The following is a 17353-nucleotide window of genomic DNA, read 5'->3' on the forward strand; positions in this document are numbered from 1 at the left end:
GCCTTCCGCGTCCACCCGGCGGGTTTTCCGAACCCCTTTGGGCTACTGGGTATTCTCCGCTTAGCGCCGGATCAGGGACCGCCGGCGCGAACGATCGTTTCGCGAAGCCGCCGCGCCACGCTGCGATCGTCCGGGAGCGAGCCCTCGACCGCCAGGTCGGCGTCGACCGGTAGACCGTCGTGCGTTCCCGTGACGTGGTACACTCGCGGCGAGCGACGATCGAGCAGCAAGTTGCTGGCGATCTCCCCGCCCTCGAGGTCGACGTAAGTCGCCTTCAGAACATCCCCCGCGGCATCGGAAAGCGATTCGTTGACTTCGTCGGTGGCGATCACCTCTTCCGGCGATCTGGGCACGAACATCGACATCCGACTGGTCATCAGGAGTTGCCTGTCGTTGCTCTCGTAGTACGAAGACTCCCCAACGCCAATAGCCGTGTCGCCCACGCGCGCCACGAACACCTCCTTGTACAACGGCAGACCGAAGCGCTCGCCGGAGGCGGTCTGCATGGCGTTGGCAAGTCCGGTGACGACGCGCCGAAACGTCTGGCGGTAGCCGACCTCGTCGTGAACGCAGAGCATCGAGCCGTTGCCGCGCAACCCCACTGCCATCATCTTGACCTGATACAACTGCGGTGGACTGGTAGTATCGTCGACCAGCACGACATCGGCCGCGAAATACGGTTGATCGAAGAGAGCCCCGGCGTCGGTCGAACCGATTCCCCGCACCTTGATCTCGGGCTTGGTGCCGAGCTCCCGGAGCACCGCGCCCATGACGTTGGTGATCGGCATGGCGTTGGGCGCAACGAAACACAGAATGTCCGACTGCGTGCCAAGCGGTATGCCGATCAGATACGTAGAACGGTCGCCCTGCGGCTGGCGTACCACCGGCTCTCCCTGCGCTTCGACCGCGGAGAGGAACGCCCCGTCGGGCGCGCTGACGGGGGTCAAGGGCGACGGCGCAACTTCACGCTTCAGCGCTTCTTCCACTCGAGGCGCAGGCGGCGCGGTCGCGCAGCCCGCGGCCACGCCGACCATCGCCGCCCATCCCGAAACTGCCACCCACCTCCGCAGTGCACCGATGGTCTGCATGTCTCGTCATGCGCGAAGCACCGGGGGCCGGTCAAGCGGAGAGTGCGTCGGTGCAGCGCCCGCCGCCCATCCTCCTTAGCCCCTGCCCCTGCCCTTGCCCCTCCGCGCGGGGCAGGGGCAGGGGCTGCGGGCTCACGGCGCCAGCGGCACCGGCTGCTCCAGGTAGTCCTGCGCTTTCGTGATCCACCAGTAGCCGTCAGGCGGCGGCGAGCCGCGGCCATGGGTCGAATCGCCGACGCCGTCGCCGAAGAGGATTGCAACGATGCCGGCGTCACGCGCCGCCGCCATGTGCGAGGCCCAGGTCACCGTGGTCCCGTCGACGGACACCGAACCCGGGTAGCCCGGATCGCTTTGCCCGAAATACGCCAGCCGCTGCGCGTCGCTAGTCGAGAACCGGTCGCCAAGAAAGTAGGTCGGAGCCGAATCCTCGTAGCGCTGGTGGGTGTTGGTCAGATCGGGAAAGACGCCGCCGGTCGCGTAAGGGTTCACCGCGAGGCTGCTATTCACGTGGCCGACGGGGATTTGCCAGAGCACGACTGGCACGCCGGTCTGTTGGTGCACTCGCCCGGCGAACTCCACGTAGTTGTTCCAGTGCACCGCGTTCCAGAACCAGGTCGAATCCCACGGAGCGGCCGCCCCGCCGAAGCCGCCGTCGAGGCCGTACTTGTCGATCGAGACGAAGTCGGCCCCGTAACTCAGCACACCCGCCGCCATGTAGTACGCGGCGATGCGATCGGCCTCCAGTTGGATGCGGGCGCGGCCCGCCGCGATGCCGAGCGAGTCGGTAATGCGCATCAGACCGGTGGCCGGGATGCCGGAGCCGTCGGTGAGACTGGCCCACAGGTTGAACTGCCAGCCGAAGACCGCGTTCGGCGCTTCGCGGCCGATCAGGTAGTTGATCGCCTGCACGAGTCCGGCGACCGTGTCGGGAAAGGCCGGGTCGGTGCCGCGAACGAGAATGCCGCGATCGTAGGCGGCGTGAACCGCCGCCGTTATCTGGTGCGGCTGCAGACCCGAGAGCTGCATCATGTAGCCGAGGAAGTCCGGCTCGAGCACGATGCCGACGACGTCGTCGCCGCCTTCGCTACGGACGATCGCCAGCGCTTTCATCAGGTCGTCGAAGTAGGCGCTCATGTATGTCGAACTCTGAATATGCTCGAGATCGGTGTAGTAGCTCTCGCCGCCGTCGGGGATGTTGTAGTAAACGAAGACGGGAATCATCCCGAGCTTCTTGCTCTCGCGGATGTAGCTGGTGGCCCGCGCGCCGTTGCCTCCCGCCCAGCCGTACCAGCCGTTGAGAGGACCGCCGTTGAGGTAGATGTAGCGCATGTCGACGCGCGTGTTCTTCCGGCCGCTACCGAAGTTCCGCCACAGCGCCAGGTCGTCGGGTGTGTCTTCGCTCACCGAGCCGACTGCGAGATGCTGCGGGAAACCGGGCAGCGAACCGTCGCTATGGCGGACACGGACGCCGACGTGACGCACCGCGCCGGAGGTCGTATCGGCGATACGCACGCCGGCGCGGCCCGGCTGGCGGGCATCGATACGCAGCGTGCCCGCTCCGATCACGGCCGGGGTGACGGTGTCCGGGTTGTTGCTCGCAACCGCGAAGCTCCCGGCACCTCCACCGGCGCGCGCAAGGGTGAAGTCGCTGGTGCCGAGAGGGACCGTGATCTGCAAAGCCGGAGTGCCCGCGGCGTCGACACCCTCGATGACGATGCCGCTGCCCGGCCCGATCGTCGGCGACGGGGGCGCCCCGATTTCGATCGTGCACGACGCGCCGTTGAAAACGCAGCCGCCCGGTAGCGCCGTGCTTCCCGACGCCGTAAAGCCGATCGTCGCCATCGCGTTGGGAGCGAGCGTGCCGTTCCAGGTTTCGTTGGCAACGATGCGATGCGTGGCGGACCCGGAAAGCAACCGGCCGTTCCACAATGCGTCTATGCGATCGTTGAGGTCGAACTCCAGAGTCCAACCATTGACGGCGGTCGCTGCAGTGTTGGTGATCTGCAGGTCGGCGTTGTAGCCGCCGTCCCAGGCCCCGGTGCGGGTGAAGACGACACGCACGCCGTTGCCGGGTCGGGGCGTAACGGTCGCCGTGGCTGAGGCTGTCGCTGTCGCGGTGGCCGGCGGGCGTGTCTGGGTTGCCGTGGAAGCAGGTCGCGTCGCCGTCGCCGAGAACGTGGGCGTGAACGTCGAAGGGCGGGTCGGAGTCCGGGTCGGCGTCGGGGTGGTCACGCCACCCGTAGGCGTGCGGGTCGGCGTCCGGGTGGCAGTGCGGGGGCGCGTCGGCGTTGGGGTGGCAAGGGAGGTCGCGGTTCTGGTCGCCGTTCGAGTCGCCGCGCGGGTCGGTGTCGGGCCGCTGCCCGACCGCACGACGATGTTCGCCGGGGCCGGCGCTCCGCCCGGTGTGGCAACGAAACCGAAGGACACCTGTCCGCCGGCAGGAATATGCGGATTCCAGGTCGCTCCTCGTATCGTGTAACGATTGCCGACGCGGCTGACGAGCCGGGCATCCCACAAGCTCGTCATGGTCACCGGCTGGTCGAACTCAACCACCCAGTCGGTTAGCGAAGTCGCTTGCGAGTTGCGCACCGTCACCTGCGCCTGGAAGCCGGAACCCCAGTCGGCGGTTACTTTGTAGTCCACCGACTGGGCGTACGCCTCCACGGCAAGGATCGAACAGAACATTGCGGTCACGAAACCCCGACGAATCACAGGCATGAACATCCTCCGCGTTGATGGCGGAAGTAGGGAGCAATGGTCGTACCAGCCGGCCGTGCCCGGTGCGGAGTGGGGAGCGAATGGAACGGATCTGCGGCCGACGCCGGTAGTGTTCCTTATGGAATACAGGCGGCCGCGCTCAGTCGACCGTGCCGAGGTACAACGGCGACTCCTTGTAGCGCGCGATCGCAAAGCGTGTGACCACGCCGATGACGGCGCACACGGGCACGGCAATGAGCAGACCGACAAACCCGAACAGCGCGCCGCCGGCAAACAGACCGAACATGACCCACAGCGGATGGAGACCGACCCGTTCGCCGACCAGCCGCGGGACGAGTACGTAGTCGTTGACGATCTGACCGGCGAAGAACACCATCAGCACCACGACCACGCGCGGCCAGTTGGGCCAGAACTGGTACAGGGCAACACCGACCGAGGCGAGCAGTCCGAAGAGCGTTCCGATGTAAGGGATGAAAGACACCAGGCCGGCCGTCAGTCCGATCGTCAATCCGAAGTCGAGGCCAACGAGCGAGAGCGCGACGGCGTAGAACGCCCCAAGGACCAGGCACACGGTAGCCGTGCCGCGCGCGAAGCCGGCGAGCACCCAGTCGATTTCGCGCAATTGGGCGCGGATGACGTCCGCCTGCGCCCGCGGCAACCAGCCGTCGACGCTCTCGACGACCTTCTCCCAGTCCCGCAGTAGATAGAACGCAACCAGCGGCGTCACCGCCAGGAGGGCGACGCTATTCACGAAGGCGAAGCCGCGCGAAAGGGCTTCGTTCAGAAGATGTCCCGCCACCCCCGCCATCGACTGGGCGGCCGCCAGGGGCTGGGTCAGATCGGTCGGCGGACTCGCGCTGACGCGCGCGAGGATGCTCGCCACCAGCGGCCGCAGCGTCTCGGCGGCCGCCTCCACGTACCGTGGCAGGGCACGCACCAGCGTCGTGAGCTGCTCGACGATCGTCGGAACGATGAGCATCAGGAGCAGCGTAGCGACGAGGAAGAAGGCGACGATGATCAACCCGGCGGCGACGCTGCGCGGCACCCGCAGCGCCTCGAGCCGATCGGCGACCGGGTCGAGGAAGTACGCGATCGCCATGCCCAGAACGAACGGCAGCAGTATTGCCTTCAGTAACCATAGCGCCAGCACGAGGGCCGCCAGGATCCCCACCCAGAACACGGCGTGCCGTGCCGGCGGCAGCGTTACCGTTGGCGCCGTCGCCGGTAGCGCCACGGGGGTCGCCGCGGGGCCCGCACCGGCAGGCTCCGGGGCCGCGGGCGAGACGGGTCCGACTGGTGGCGGCAACGTGCCTGCGGTCTCCTGCATGCAAATCGTCCCCTCGGCATCTCGTGGCCGCGCTCTACGGGAACACGAGGTTGTACAGAATCGTGTGAACGATCGACAGCACGATCGCGCCGACCAACGCCGGCAAGAAACCGGCCACCTCGAAGCCGGCCACCAGGTACGACGCGAACCTGAGCATCAATGCGTTGATCACGAACAGGAACAACCCCAGCGTGACGATCGTTAGCGGAAGAGTGAGGATCTTGAGCACCAAACCCAGCGTCGAGTTGACCAGACCGATGACGATGGCGGCGATCAGTGCGGTACCGAAGCTGGCCACTCGAAAGCCCGGAACGACGTGCGCGACGATCACGATGCTCAACGCACTGAGAAACCAGTTCGTAACCAGGTACAACATAGCCTCGGCCTCCCTCTGCCCCCCGCTCCCTGCTGCCCGCTCCCTGCTACCCCCTCCCCGCTACCTGTCCCCACTCGGCGCCCCGTCTGCCGACCTCGATCGGACTTCCCACCCAGTCCTTAGATCAAATGTTGCCGGGCGGCTCAATTTGATTTCTCGGCCGCTCTTTCGCTTTCGGTCTTGCATGGTAGGCTCGCGCCGCGGGCGCGTCACCGGTGGCGCGCCCTTGCAGGAGGAAGGCTATGGCCGTAAGTCCCCGCGCCGGGAAGCCCGCCGACCCGGCAGCTCTCGTGAACGTCCCGCAGTTGATCACCGCCTACTTCGTCGAACGGCCCGACCCGGAGGTCAAGGAACAGCGCGTCGCTTTCGGAACCTCGGGACATCGCGGCTCGTCGCTGCACCGCAGCTTCAACGAGGCCCACATCCTCGCCACCACGCAGGCGATATGTATGTACCGGCGCGCGAACGGCATCGCGGGGCCGCTGTTCCTCGGCATCGACACCCACGCGCTTTCCGAGCCGGCCGCGGCGAGCGCTCTGGAAGTCCTCGCCGCCAACGAGGTCACCGTGATGCTCGATGCCGCCGGCGGCTACACGCCCACCCCGGTCATCTCGCACGCCATCCTCACGTACAACCGCGACCGCTCCACCGCCCTCGCCGACGGCATCGTCGTCACCCCGTCGCACAACCCGCCGGAGGACGGCGGCTTCAAGTACAATCCTCCCAACGGCGGCCCCGCCGATACCAGCGTGACCGGCTGGATCGAGCGGCAGGCCAACGAGATCCTCGCCGCCGACTGCCGCGAGGTGAAGCGCATACCGTTCGCCCGCGCGCGCACGGCCGCCACCACGCGTAAGCACGATTATGTGCAGGCCTACGTCGCCGACCTCGATCGGGTCGTCGACATGAGCGCGATCAAGGCCGCTGGCCTGAAGATCGGCGCCGATCCGCTCGGCGGCGCCGGTGTGGCCTACTGGGCACCGATCGTCGAACGCTACGGGCTCGACGTCACCGTCGTGAACACCGCGGTGGATCCCACCTTCCGCTTCATGACTTACGATTGGGACGGCAAGATCCGCATGGACTGCTCGTCGCCTTACGCCATGGCGAGCCTGATCGGACTCAAGGACCGCTTCGACATCGCCTTCGGCAACGACACCGACCACGATCGCCACGGCATTGTGACGCGCGGCGCCGGCCTCATGAACCCGAACCACTATCTCGCGGTGGCGATCCACTACCTGTTCCAGAACCGGCCGACGTGGCGTACCGACGCCGGCATCGGCAAGACCCTGGTGAGCAGCAGCATGATCGACCGCGTCGCCGCCAAGCTCGGCCGCCGGCTCGACGAGGTGCCGGTCGGCTTCAAGTGGTTCGTTGACGGGTTCATGGACGGGTCGCTGGGTTTCGGCGGCGAAGAGAGCGCCGGGGGCTCCTTCCTGCGGCGCGACGGGCGCGTGTGGACGACTGACAAGGACGGCATCATCATGGACCTGCTCGCGGCCGAAATCACGGCGAAGACGGGCCGCGATCCCGGCGAGCTGTACACGGAACTGACGAAGGAGTTCGGCGACCCGGTCTACGAGCGCATCGATGCGCCGGCGACGCCGGCCGAGAAGGACATTCTGAAGAAGCTCTCGCCACAGCAGATTCGCGCCACCGAGCTTGCCGGCGAGAAGATCACGCAGGCGCTGAGCAACGCACCGGGCAACGGCGCGCCGGTCGGGGGCATCAAGGTCGTAGCCGCCAGTGGCTGGTTCGCTGCCCGGCCATCGGGGACGGAGAACGTCTACAAGATCTACGCGGAGAGCTTTCGCGGCCGCGACCACCTCGTGCGGATTCAGGAGGAGGCGCGGGCCATCGTGTCCGCCGCCCTGAAGGGCGCGTGACCTCGCTGTGGCGCGCGGGTGCGGCCGCGGTTGTAGTGGCGGGGTTCCTCGTGGGCGGGCCGGCGCAGGCACTGATCGAACGCTTCATCTTCTATCCCGACCGGGTCCTCATCGGCACGCCGGCGGCGATGGGAGTGCGGTTCGAGGACATCGAGTTCCCTGCCGCGGACGGGACGAAGCTGCACGGGTGGTTCGTGCGCGGCACGCGGCCGGAAACGCTGCTCTGGTTCCACGGCAACGCGGGGAACATCAGTCACCGCATCGAGCCCCTGCGGCTGTTGATCGAGAACGTCGGCGCGAACGTCTTCATGGTCGACTACCGCGGATACGGTCGTAGTGCGGGGAGTCCGTCGGAGGCCGGCGTATACTCTGACGCGCGCGGGGCGTTGGCGTACCTGCGTGGGCGAAGCGACGTGGCGGCCGACGGTATCGTGTATTTCGGGCAATCGCTCGGCAGTGGAGTGGCGATCGAGTTGGCGACGCACGACCCGCCGCGCGGGCTCATTCTGGAGACACCGTTCACGTCGGTACGGGCGATGGCAAGCACGTTGATGCCGTTGCCCGTGGGATTCCTGTTGCCGAACGCGTTTGACAACCTTGGCCGTATCCGGGGTTTGCGAATACCGAAGCTGTTCATTCACGGCGACGCCGACGAGATCGTCCCGTACGCGCAAGGCCGGGAGTTGTATGCCGCCGCCCCGGCACCGAAGGCATTCGCCACGATCCGCGGCGCGCAGCACAACGACGTGTACGTAGTCGGCGGTACCCGCTACTTCGCGCGGCTGCGGCGGTTTCTGGACGCGGCGGGGTCGTGAGGTACGTCTCGCCGACGTTCTGATGCGCGGCGGAGGCGCTTGGTGATATGACCGGCGCCGTCGCACTAGCAAGAGGGGGGAATATGCTCACTTACATCCGGAACCCGTTGGTCGCATGTGTGGTGATGCTGCTGCTTTCATGTACCGCCCGGGCGCCGCTGGGAACCCAACCCGACGCAGCGTGGCCGGGCGTCGTCAGCGATTCCGCGGATATCCCGTTTGCGGAGCACGGCATCCTGCCGGTGTTCACGACGAGTCTGACGACCGACGGCCGGAACCTGCACCTTCGTGCCCTGGTCGGCAACCCTTACCCCGAACCGGTCGAAGGCGTGCGCACGATCTTCGAGATAATGGCCAGGCAAGACCCTGAGGGCGAGACCCTGGACCGGTTCGAGCGCGAGATGGATGTGACCATTCCCAGCGGAGAACGTGCGTCACTGCGATGGGACCTGCAAACCATGTACGCCGGCCCGGGTACGGGCGGATTTCGGCTCGTAGCCTTTGCCGTCAAGCGTGGCGGTGTCACTATGCCGCTCCCACCGGGGTGGAGAGGGGACTGACAGGCGGATCCCCTGGACGATTGCTCGAAGTTGCAGGGCGATCCTGCGAGCGGAAGCGGTTGAACCGCCTCACCCGATGGCGCCCTTCTCTTTGAGTGTGGCGATGTCGTCCCAGGTGTAGCCGTGCTCGAGCAATACCTCTTCGGTGTGCTCGCCGAGCTCGGGGGCGGCGCGGCGGATGCTCCCGGGCGTGCCGCTAAACTCGACCGGGCTGCGCACAACTCGGATGTCCTCGCCGGTGCGATGTGGCACGGTCGCAAAGGCGTCGAGGGCGCGTGCCTGCGGGTCGTCGACCACCTCGCTGACAGTCTGCACCGGTGCCCACACGAGATCGTGGGCGTCGAAGCGCGTTGCCCACTCGGCGCGCGGCCGGGTGGCGAAGATGCCATCGAGCAGTTCGATGAGCGCCATGCCGTTCTGGGCCCGCGCGAAGACGTCCGTGAAGCGCGGGTCGGCTGCCAGATCGGGGCGCTCGATAGCGGCACAGAACTGCGGCCAGTAGCGGTCGGCCTGCAACATGACGAGGTGAAACCAGCGGCCGTCGCCGGCGCGATAGTGGTTCCACAGGGGGTTCGGCACGGCGCGGCCTGTGGGGCTCGGGGTCAGGCCGGTCACCAGGCACGTCTGGATGTCGGTAGCCATCATCCACAGACCGGCCTGAAACAGGGACAGGTGCAAGTGCTGTCCTTCGCCGGTGCGTTCGCGGTGGTACAGCGCGGCACAGACGGCGCCGGCAAGCGAGAGTCCGGCCGGGTGGTCGCCCATCGCCGGCCGCTGCGTCGGCGGGGGTCCGTCCGGTTCCCCGAGTGCGGCCATGGCTCCGCTGCGCGCCCAGAAGGCCGCGTAGTCGAAAGCGGCGCGGTCCTTGTCCGGCCCGTCGAGGCCGTAGCCGGTCAGCGACGCGTAGATGAGGCGGGGGTTGTCGGGTTGTACTTCGGCGTACGAAAGACCGGCGCGCGCCAGAGCGGCCGGGCGCATGTTGGAGACGAAGACGTCGGCGCCGGCGATCAAGCGCCGCGCGACGGCGCGGCCTTCCGCGGTGTGGATGTCGGCGGTAACGCTGCGCTTGTTGCGGTTGTCGACTTCGAGCGCCGGGTTGACCGGTGGTACGAACGGAAAGCCGAGGGCCATCAATGCGCGAACCGGATCGCCGCCCGCGGGGTTCTCGATCTTGATCACGTCGGCGCCCCAATCGCCAAGCACCGCGGCGCACGCCGGTCCCGCGACCCACATGCCCATCTCCACGACTTTGATTCCCTGCAGCGGCCCCCGATTCGTAACGTCAGTCATCAGCAACTCCTTTCAACCGCCCGCAGCCCGGGTCCCCTCGCGCCCCCTCGGCTCGCCGCTGCCCCGGGTTCGGTGTCGCCATCGCCTTTGCTGTCGATCCTCCCACGGCTTACTCGGCGCTCGCTGCCGAAGCAAATATTTGCCTCGCTTTCGATACCGATACCTGTGTTGGCGGCGGCGTGAAAGCGGGCAAGTCTGGCGAAGTCGGCCGACCTTCCGTGACACGGAATTGGGCGCTCTCGCCAGCGCGCCCGGCGTCGGGCATGCTGGGTTTGTGAAGAAATCTCCCGGCAAGGCGCCGATCCCGTTCACAAGTAGCGGCCCTTCTCTCGGGACGAACGGTGTGGCGATGCGTCGGGTGATTTTTTCACAAACTCATGCTGCACTCGGCAGTGAAACGTCTGCTGGTAGCGCCGCCAAGAACCGCAGCGCGGCTACCCGTGACCTTCGTCCGGAACCCGTGGTAAGGAACCCCGGCACCTGACCGGAACTGCGGATTGCGAGCTATGGCACAGGTCGTCATCGAGAACCCCATCCTGAACTCCCCCTTCGAGGAGCCGAAGCGGCACTTCCGCTTCGATGACGAGGGCATCACGGACGAAATCGTCGACGAGCGCCGCATCAGCTCCTATTTCATCCCGATAGCCCAGCCGAAGAAGAAAGGCAGAAAACAGCTCGCCTTCGACACCGAATGGACGAAGGACCGCATCGAAGAGAACAAGGAAATCAACCGCGTCCGCCAGCGTGTCTCCATGTGGCGAGCCGGCGGCTACGTCGGCGTCACGCCGACCACGAGCGCCCTTCTCCAATACTGGCGCAATCCCGAGCGCGAACGAAAGCTCTTCTTCTGCCAGATCGAGGCCCTCGAAACCGCCATCTACATCACCGAGGTTGCGAAGAAATACGGCGACGCCTGGATTGAGAACCACATCCGCTCTGCAAACGACAGCTCGAACCCCGGCCTTCCCCGGATGGCCCTCAAGATGGCCACCGGGTCCGGCAAGACCGTGGTCATGGCCATGCTCATCGCCTGGCACACGTTGAACAAGCTTGCCGACCCGCAGAATGCGCACTTTAGCGACGCGTTCCTCATCGTCACCCCCGGAATCACCATCCGCGACCGGCTCCGTGTCCTCCTCCCGAACGACCCGAACAACTACTACCGACAGCGCGACATCGTGCCCGGCTACGTGCTGGAGAAGCTCGGGCGCGCAAGTATCCTCATCACCAACTTCCACGCTTTCCGGCCGCGCGAGAAGGTCCAGGCCGGAAAGCTCACGAAGTCGATTCTCGCCAGAGGCGGCAACGGTGCGTTCACCGAAACCCAGGACCAGATGGTCCGGCGTGTGTGCCGGGAGCTGGGCTCCAAGAAGAACATCGTCGTCATCAACGACGAGGCCCACCACTGCTACCGGAGAAAGCCCGACGGCGAGGAAATCACTCTCAAGGGCGACGAGCGCAAAGAGGCGGCGAAACGGGACGAGGAGGCCCGCGTCTGGATTTCCGGCCTCGAAGCCGTCAAACGGAAGATCGGTGTGAAGGTCATCCACGACCTTTCCGCGACGCCGTTCTTTCTCCGCGGCTCTGGCTACCCGGAGGGAACGCTCTTCCCCTGGGTGGTTTCCGACTTCTCTCTCATCGACGCCATCGAGTGCGGGATCGTGAAAGTGCCGCGCGTTCCGGTTGCGGATGACTCCGTGGTCGGAGAGCAGCCCACCTACCGTGACCTCTGGCTTCGCATCCGGGACCACCTCCCCAGGAAGGGACGCGGGACCGAAGCCGTGGGCGGCGAGCCGAAACTCCCCGCCGAGCTGGAAGGCGCGCTCCACAGCCTCTACGGAAACTACGAGAAATACTTCGCGCTCTGGAAGAAGAACGACGACGCCCAGGCAAAGGGTCTTACGCCGCCGGTCTTCATCGTCGTGTGCAACAACACGAACGTCTCGAAGCTCGTCTTCGACTACGTCGCCGGATGGGAGAAGCAGATCAAAGGGAAGACCGTTGTCGTTCCGGGACGGCTCCCCATCTTCAGCAACGAGAAGAACGGAGGATGGAGCGCTCGGCCGAATTCCATTCTCGTCGACAGCGCGCAACTCGAATCCGGCGACGCGATGAGCGCCGACTTCAAGAAGATGGCAGCGCGCGAAATCGACGAGTTCAAAGCCGAGTATCGCGTGCGGTTCCCCGGCCGCGACGCGGAGGCTCTCACCGACGAAGACCTTCTTCGCGAAGTCATGAACACCGTCGGGAAGGCCGGAAAGCTCGGCGAGGACGTGAAGTGCGTCGTGAGTGTTTCCATGCTCACGGAGGGATGGGACGCGAACACGGTGACACACATCCTCGGCGTGCGCGCCTTCGGAACGCAACTTCTCTGCGAACAGGTGGTCGGCCGCGCGCTTCGGCGTATGAGCTACGCACCGGCGCCGCAGTCCATTTCCTACGCCGGGCAAACGGCGACTTTCGAGGGCTTCCCTCCCGAGTATGCCGAGGTTTACGGCGTTCCCTTCTCCTTCATCCCGTGCAGCGGCTCCCAGAAAGAGCCCAGGCCCGGCCCCCTTCCGACCCGCGTTCGCGCGCTCGAAGACCGCAGCCAGTGCGAAATCGCCTTCCCGCGGCTTCTGGGCTACCGCTACGATGTCGGCGAAGAACGCATCGAGGCGCGCTTCACCGACGACTCGAAACTCGCGCTCACCACGGCCGACCTTCCGACGAAGACGGAGCTGGACCCCATCGTCGGAGAGAAGAGCGTGCACACGCTCGACGAGCTTCGCCAGCGCCGCGAGAACGAAGTCGCTTTTGTCGTCACGCGCCGCACGCTGGAGAAGTATTTTCGCGACGACGATGGAGGGGAGAAGCCGTGGCTCTTTCCACAGCTACTTCGCATCGCGAAGCGCTGGATCGAAGAATGCCTGACTTGCAAGGACAACACCTTCCCCCAGCTTCTCCTTCTCGCCGAGTTCTCCCACGATGCCGCAGACCGCATCTACAAGTCCGTCGTTACGGCAACCAACGGCGCGCCCGCCGTGAAACCGATTCTCCGCACTTACGACACCGTGGGCTCGACGCGCTACGTGGACTTCGACACGACGCGGAACGTCTACTCGACACGGCCCGACAAGTGCCACGTCTCGCATGTCGTCGCGGACACGGGTTCGTGGGAGCAGAAACTCGCGGAGAGCCTGGAGGACATGGACGAGGTGGTCCGCTACGTGAAGAATCACAACCTCGGGTTCACCATCCCCTACTCGTTCAACGGCGAGGAACACCAATACCATCCGGATTTCGTCGCGTGCATCGACGACGGCCACGGCCGCGCTGACCTTCTTCACCTTCTCATCGAGGTCACCGGCGAAAAGAAGAAGGACAAGGCCGCGAAGGTCACGACCGCGCGCACCCTCTGGGTTCCCGCCGTGAACAACCACGGGGGTTTCGGCCGCTGGGCGTTCCTCGAGGTCGTCGATCCGTGGAGCGCGAAGGCCATCATTCGCTCCGCCGTGCGCAAGGAGCGTTCTGCGGTATGATGCTCACGGAGATTCAGGATCTGGTCGGAAAGGGGCGTTACGAGTTCAGCGAACACGCTCAGCGAGAGCGGCTCGATGACGACCTCGACGTGAGTGAGATCGAGGTCGCGTTGCTCGCCGGGGAGATCCTGGAGCAGTACCCCGATGACCCTCGCGGAGAGAGCTGCCTCGTGCTGGGTTTCGCCGGCACACGCCCGGTCCATGTCGTCGCCGGCTGGGCATCGCGGGGCGACCTCGATCGTGCAATTCTGCGTCTGATCACCATTTACGTGCCGCAGCCGTCCAAGTGGAGCGACCCGCGCACGCGAGGAGGAAAGTCATGAAGACGTTTGCCGACTGTTCGTTTTGCGGCGGCCAGGTCGACGAAGCGAGGATCACCTATGACTACCGCCGCCGAGGACACTTGCTGGTGTTCGAAAACGTCGCCGCGGGCGCCTGCCGGCAGTGCGGGGAAAAGTACTTTTCGCCGGATGTGCTGAAGCGCATGGACGAAGCGTTCCACGATGTGTTCGAACGCCAGAAGCCGCCGGCCCGGATGCTGCAAGTTCCTGCCGTCACGCTGTGACGATGAATCCGCAGATTACGCAGATTTTCACGGATTCGGAGGGGTCGAGGGACCAGCGCACTCATGCGATCATTGGCGCCGCGATGAAGGTTCATCGCCAGCTCGGTCATGGCTTTCTGGAGGCCGTCTATCAGGAGGCTCTGGCAATCGAGTTTCGCAATCAGGGGATTCCGTCTCAGCGCGAGGTTCCCATTGCCGTTCGGTACAAGGGCGAATCTTTGTCCTGTACCTACCGAGCGGATTTTCTTTGCTTCGAAAGCGTCATCGTCGAATTGAAGGCTCTGACCGCCCTCGGTGGCACCGAAGAAGCACAGGTGATCAACTACCTGAAGGGAACCGGTATCGAAGTAGGTTTGCTCCTGAACTTCGGGGCGGCGAGCTTGCAGTTCAAGCGTCTCGTCTTCTCGAGGGAGCATCTGCGAAAATCCGCGAAATCTGCGGACTAGTTCATGGCGACCAAAAAGAACTCTCGGACGTCGATTCCCGTCGACTCCTTCCGGCACAAGGACAAGCGAAAGAACATCCCCACGGAAGAGCTGCGCGACTTCGTGGCCGAGGAAGAGGAGAACTACTCGACGATGCTCTACCCGCGGGACCCCTCACTCGACCCGCAGCTCGTATGGACCGGGAAGGACAAGCAGGACCGAGCCGACCTCGCCGTTCCCGTGGTTCCCATCTACATCCAGGAGAAGATTCACCCCCAGGCGCTCGTCGAGAACCTTCGCGACACCGCCGGCGGCGGCGCCGGCGAGCCCGAGCACCAGCTCTTCCTCGACTTCAACGGGCTCGATGCGCACGACTTCGAGCAGAAGGTCGACTTCTACCGGCACGACCAGAACTGGTCGAACCGGATGATTCTCGGCGACTCCCTTCTCGTCATGACCAGCCTTGCCGAGAAGGAGGGCCTCAAAGGCAAGGTCCAGATGATTTACGTGGACCCGCCCTACGGCATCAAGTTCGGCTCGAACTGGCAGGTCAGCACCCGCAAGCGCGACGTGAAGGACGGCAAAGCCGAGGACGCCACGCGCGAGCCCGAGCAGGTGCGTGCGTTCCGGGACACCTGGCAACTCGGCATCCACTCGTATCTCGCCTACCTTCGCGACCGCCTCGTTGTCGCACGCGAGCTTCTCACGGAGACCGGCAGCATCTTCGTCCAGATTGGCGACGAAAACGTTCACCTCGTGCGCTCTGTTCTCGACGAGGTCTTCGGCAGCGAGAACCAGGTCGTCACCATCCTCGTGAAGAAGAAGGGCGGCCAACGGTCCGGATACATTGACCCCGTAAACGACTATCTACTCTGGTATTCGAAGACGCCCCGCAACACCCAGGGAGGCGGTCCGAAGTTTCACGCCGTCTTCGCGCCCCGCGCGCTTGATGACGAGACCACCGACGAGTTCAGCCGTGTGGAGCTGCCCAACGGGGGACAATATCCCTTGCGTGCTGTGCAGATACGGAAAGGCGAAACTATCGATTACCGTCGACAGATATCGCAGCTCTTCATTGACCATCCCGGTGCCCAGCTCTTCCGACCGTGGCCAATCACCAACGGTGGGACCCGAGCAAACCAGATGGACCCCATCACCTTGGACGGGAAGGTATACCGCCCTCCAACGGGGAGGTGCTGGTCGCACACGAGTCGAACGGATGATGCCTCATTCCCAGGAATGGAGCGTGTCAAGCTTGCCGACCGCTTAATCGCATCGGGAACGTCCCTGGACTTCAAACGCTACCTTTCCGATTTCCCGTTCAAACTGGTTTCGAACTGGTGGGACGGCTTAGGAGGAGCAGCCGACCCGATTTACGTGGTGCAGACGAATCCGGAAATCGTCAAGCGATGCATCTTGATGACTACAGACCCGGGGGACCTTGTGCTCGACCAAACATGCGGGAGCGGCACGACAGCTTTCGTCGCGGAGCAGTGGGGCCGCCGGTGGATCACCATCGACACGAGCCGCGTCGCTCTCGCGATTGCACGCACACGGTTGATGGCTGCCCAGTACCCCTACTACTTGCTCGCCGACTCACCCGAGGGGGTCCAAAAGGAGATGGAAATCACGGGCAAGATCCCCCCGCCCCACAAGACTGAAGGCGACATCCGGAAGGGCTTCGTCTACAAACGCGCCCTTCGCGTTACGTCTGGGGTTATCGCGAACAACCCGGACATCAAGCAGGGGATGAGCCGTAAGGACATCGACCGCGCCATCGCTCGGCATGCAGACCAGGAAACGCTCTACGACCAGCCCTTCGAGGACGGAAAGCGCATCCGCGTCACCGGCCCCTTCACCGTCGAGAGCCTGTCGCCGCACCGTGTCCTGTCCGCAGATTCATCCGCAGATTGCGCAGATTACGCAGATTCGGATTCAAGAGATTCCGATCTGCGAAAATCTGCGCAATCTGCGGACATCTCCTCCCCCGACTTCGCCACCATGATTCTCGACAACCTCCGCAAGGCCGGCGTGCAGAACACGAAGAAGAAGGAGCGGCTCACTTTCGATACGCTGGAGCCGCATCCGGGAACGTGGGTTCACGCCGCCGGCACCTTCGCCGGTGACGACGGGAAGAAGAAACGCGTCGCCGTGTCCATCGGCCCCGAGCACGGGACCGTCGGCCCGCAGCAGGTGAAGGAAGCCGCCAAGGAGGCGGTGCAAGGCGTCGGCTTCGACCTTCTCATCGTGTGCGGGTTCGCGTTCGACCCGCACGTCGCCGAGGAGGCAAAGCGCTACGGGAAGCTTACTGTGCTTCCGGCGCGCATGAACCCCGACCTCGCCATGGGGGACGAGCTACTCAAGAAGACCGGTGCCGGGAACCTGTTCATGGTTTTCGGCGAGCCCGACCTTCAGGTGAAAAAGGCGAAGGACGGAAAGCTCGTCGCGCAGCTGAAGGGCGTCGACATCTACGACCCGACCACCGGCGAGATCCGCTCGTCCTCCACGGACGACATCGCCTGTTGGTTCATCGACACGAACTACAACGGCGAGAGCTTCTTCGTTCGCCACGCCTACTTCACCGGCGCCGACGAGCCCTACGAGAAGCTCAAGCGCGCCCTGCGCGCCGAAATCAACGAGGAGGCATGGACGGCGCTCCACAGCACCGAGAGCCTCCCCTTCGCGAAACCCGAGACCGGAAAAATCGCCGTGAAGGTCATCAACCACTACGGCGACGAGGTGCTCAAGGTGTTCGAGGTCTGAGGCGGCAGGAACTCCG

13 protein-coding genes are annotated in these 17353 nt (G+C 64.9%); 8 read left to right on the top strand and 5 right to left on the bottom strand.

What is annotated here, in order from left to right:
- Positions 1–71 precede the first annotated feature (71 nt).
- From L6Q96_19485 to L6Q96_19500, 4 genes are all read right to left on the bottom strand, one after another.
- Positions 72–1088 carry a hypothetical protein gene (locus L6Q96_19485; protein MCK6556737.1) on the bottom strand — a complete coding sequence of 339 codons (1017 nt, stop codon included), beginning with the start codon at positions 1086–1088 and terminating at the stop codon, positions 72–74.
- 132 nt (positions 1089–1220) lie between these two features.
- Complete coding sequence (locus L6Q96_19490) at positions 1221–3806, bottom strand: cellulose binding domain-containing protein (GenBank protein MCK6556738.1); 2586 nt, start codon at positions 3804–3806, stop codon at positions 1221–1223.
- A 139-nt stretch (positions 3807–3945) separates the two neighbouring features.
- Positions 3946–5133, bottom strand: a complete 1188-nt coding sequence (locus L6Q96_19495; protein MCK6556739.1) for an AI-2E family transporter — start codon at positions 5131–5133, stop codon at positions 3946–3948.
- A 34-nt stretch (positions 5134–5167) separates the two neighbouring features.
- Complete coding sequence (locus L6Q96_19500) at positions 5168–5509, bottom strand: phage holin family protein (GenBank protein MCK6556740.1); 342 nt, start codon at positions 5507–5509, stop codon at positions 5168–5170.
- Positions 5510–5751: 242 nt separating this feature from the next.
- Between L6Q96_19500 and pgm the strand changes: the two genes are divergently transcribed.
- From pgm to L6Q96_19515, 3 genes are all read left to right on the top strand, one after another.
- Positions 5752–7398, top strand: a complete 1647-nt coding sequence (gene pgm, locus L6Q96_19505) for a phosphoglucomutase (alpha-D-glucose-1,6-bisphosphate-dependent) (protein MCK6556741.1) — start codon at positions 5752–5754, stop codon at positions 7396–7398.
- A complete protein-coding gene (locus L6Q96_19510) occupies positions 7395–8213 on the top strand; it encodes an alpha/beta hydrolase (GenBank protein MCK6556742.1) in 819 nt (272 codons plus the stop codon). Before pgm ends, L6Q96_19510 begins: the two co-directional genes overlap by 4 nt.
- Positions 8214–8296: 83 nt before the next feature.
- Complete coding sequence (locus tag L6Q96_19515; protein ID MCK6556743.1) at positions 8297–8773, top strand: hypothetical protein; 477 nt, start codon at positions 8297–8299, stop codon at positions 8771–8773.
- A gap of 69 nt (positions 8774–8842) precedes the next feature.
- Here L6Q96_19515 and L6Q96_19520 read toward each other — a convergent pair whose 3' ends face one another.
- Complete coding sequence (locus L6Q96_19520; protein MCK6556744.1) at positions 8843–10063, bottom strand: CoA transferase; 1221 nt, start codon at positions 10061–10063, stop codon at positions 8843–8845.
- A gap of 506 nt (positions 10064–10569) precedes the next feature.
- On the opposite strand from L6Q96_19520, the gene L6Q96_19525 reads away from it, so the two are divergent.
- The 5 genes from L6Q96_19525 to L6Q96_19545 are packed head-to-tail and all read left to right on the top strand — an operon-like array spanning position 10570 to position 17337.
- Positions 10570–13584, top strand: coding sequence for a DEAD/DEAH box helicase family protein (locus tag L6Q96_19525; protein MCK6556745.1), 3015 nt, complete (start codon positions 10570–10572; stop codon positions 13582–13584).
- The gene (locus L6Q96_19530) at positions 13581–13907 is read left to right on the top strand and encodes a DUF4258 domain-containing protein (GenBank protein MCK6556746.1); all 327 of its coding nucleotides are present in this window, start codon (positions 13581–13583) and stop codon (positions 13905–13907) included. The genes L6Q96_19525 and L6Q96_19530 overlap by 4 nt, the downstream gene beginning before the upstream one ends.
- Positions 13904–14149: a type II toxin-antitoxin system MqsA family antitoxin gene (locus tag L6Q96_19535; GenBank protein MCK6556747.1), complete on the top strand. Its 246-nt coding sequence runs from the start codon at positions 13904–13906 to the stop codon at positions 14147–14149. The genes L6Q96_19530 and L6Q96_19535 overlap by 4 nt, the downstream gene beginning before the upstream one ends.
- Before the next feature lie 2 nt (positions 14150–14151).
- Positions 14152–14595, top strand: coding sequence for a GxxExxY protein (locus L6Q96_19540; GenBank protein MCK6556748.1), 444 nt, complete (start codon positions 14152–14154; stop codon positions 14593–14595).
- A 3-nt stretch (positions 14596–14598) separates the two neighbouring features.
- Positions 14599–17337: a site-specific DNA-methyltransferase gene (locus tag L6Q96_19545; protein MCK6556749.1), complete on the top strand. Its 2739-nt coding sequence runs from the start codon at positions 14599–14601 to the stop codon at positions 17335–17337.
- Positions 17338–17353: the final 16 nt, after the last annotated feature.

Source organism: Candidatus Binatia bacterium, from assembly GCA_023150935.1.
Classification (GTDB): Bacteria; Desulfobacterota; Binatia; order HRBIN30; family HRBIN30; genus JAKLJW01.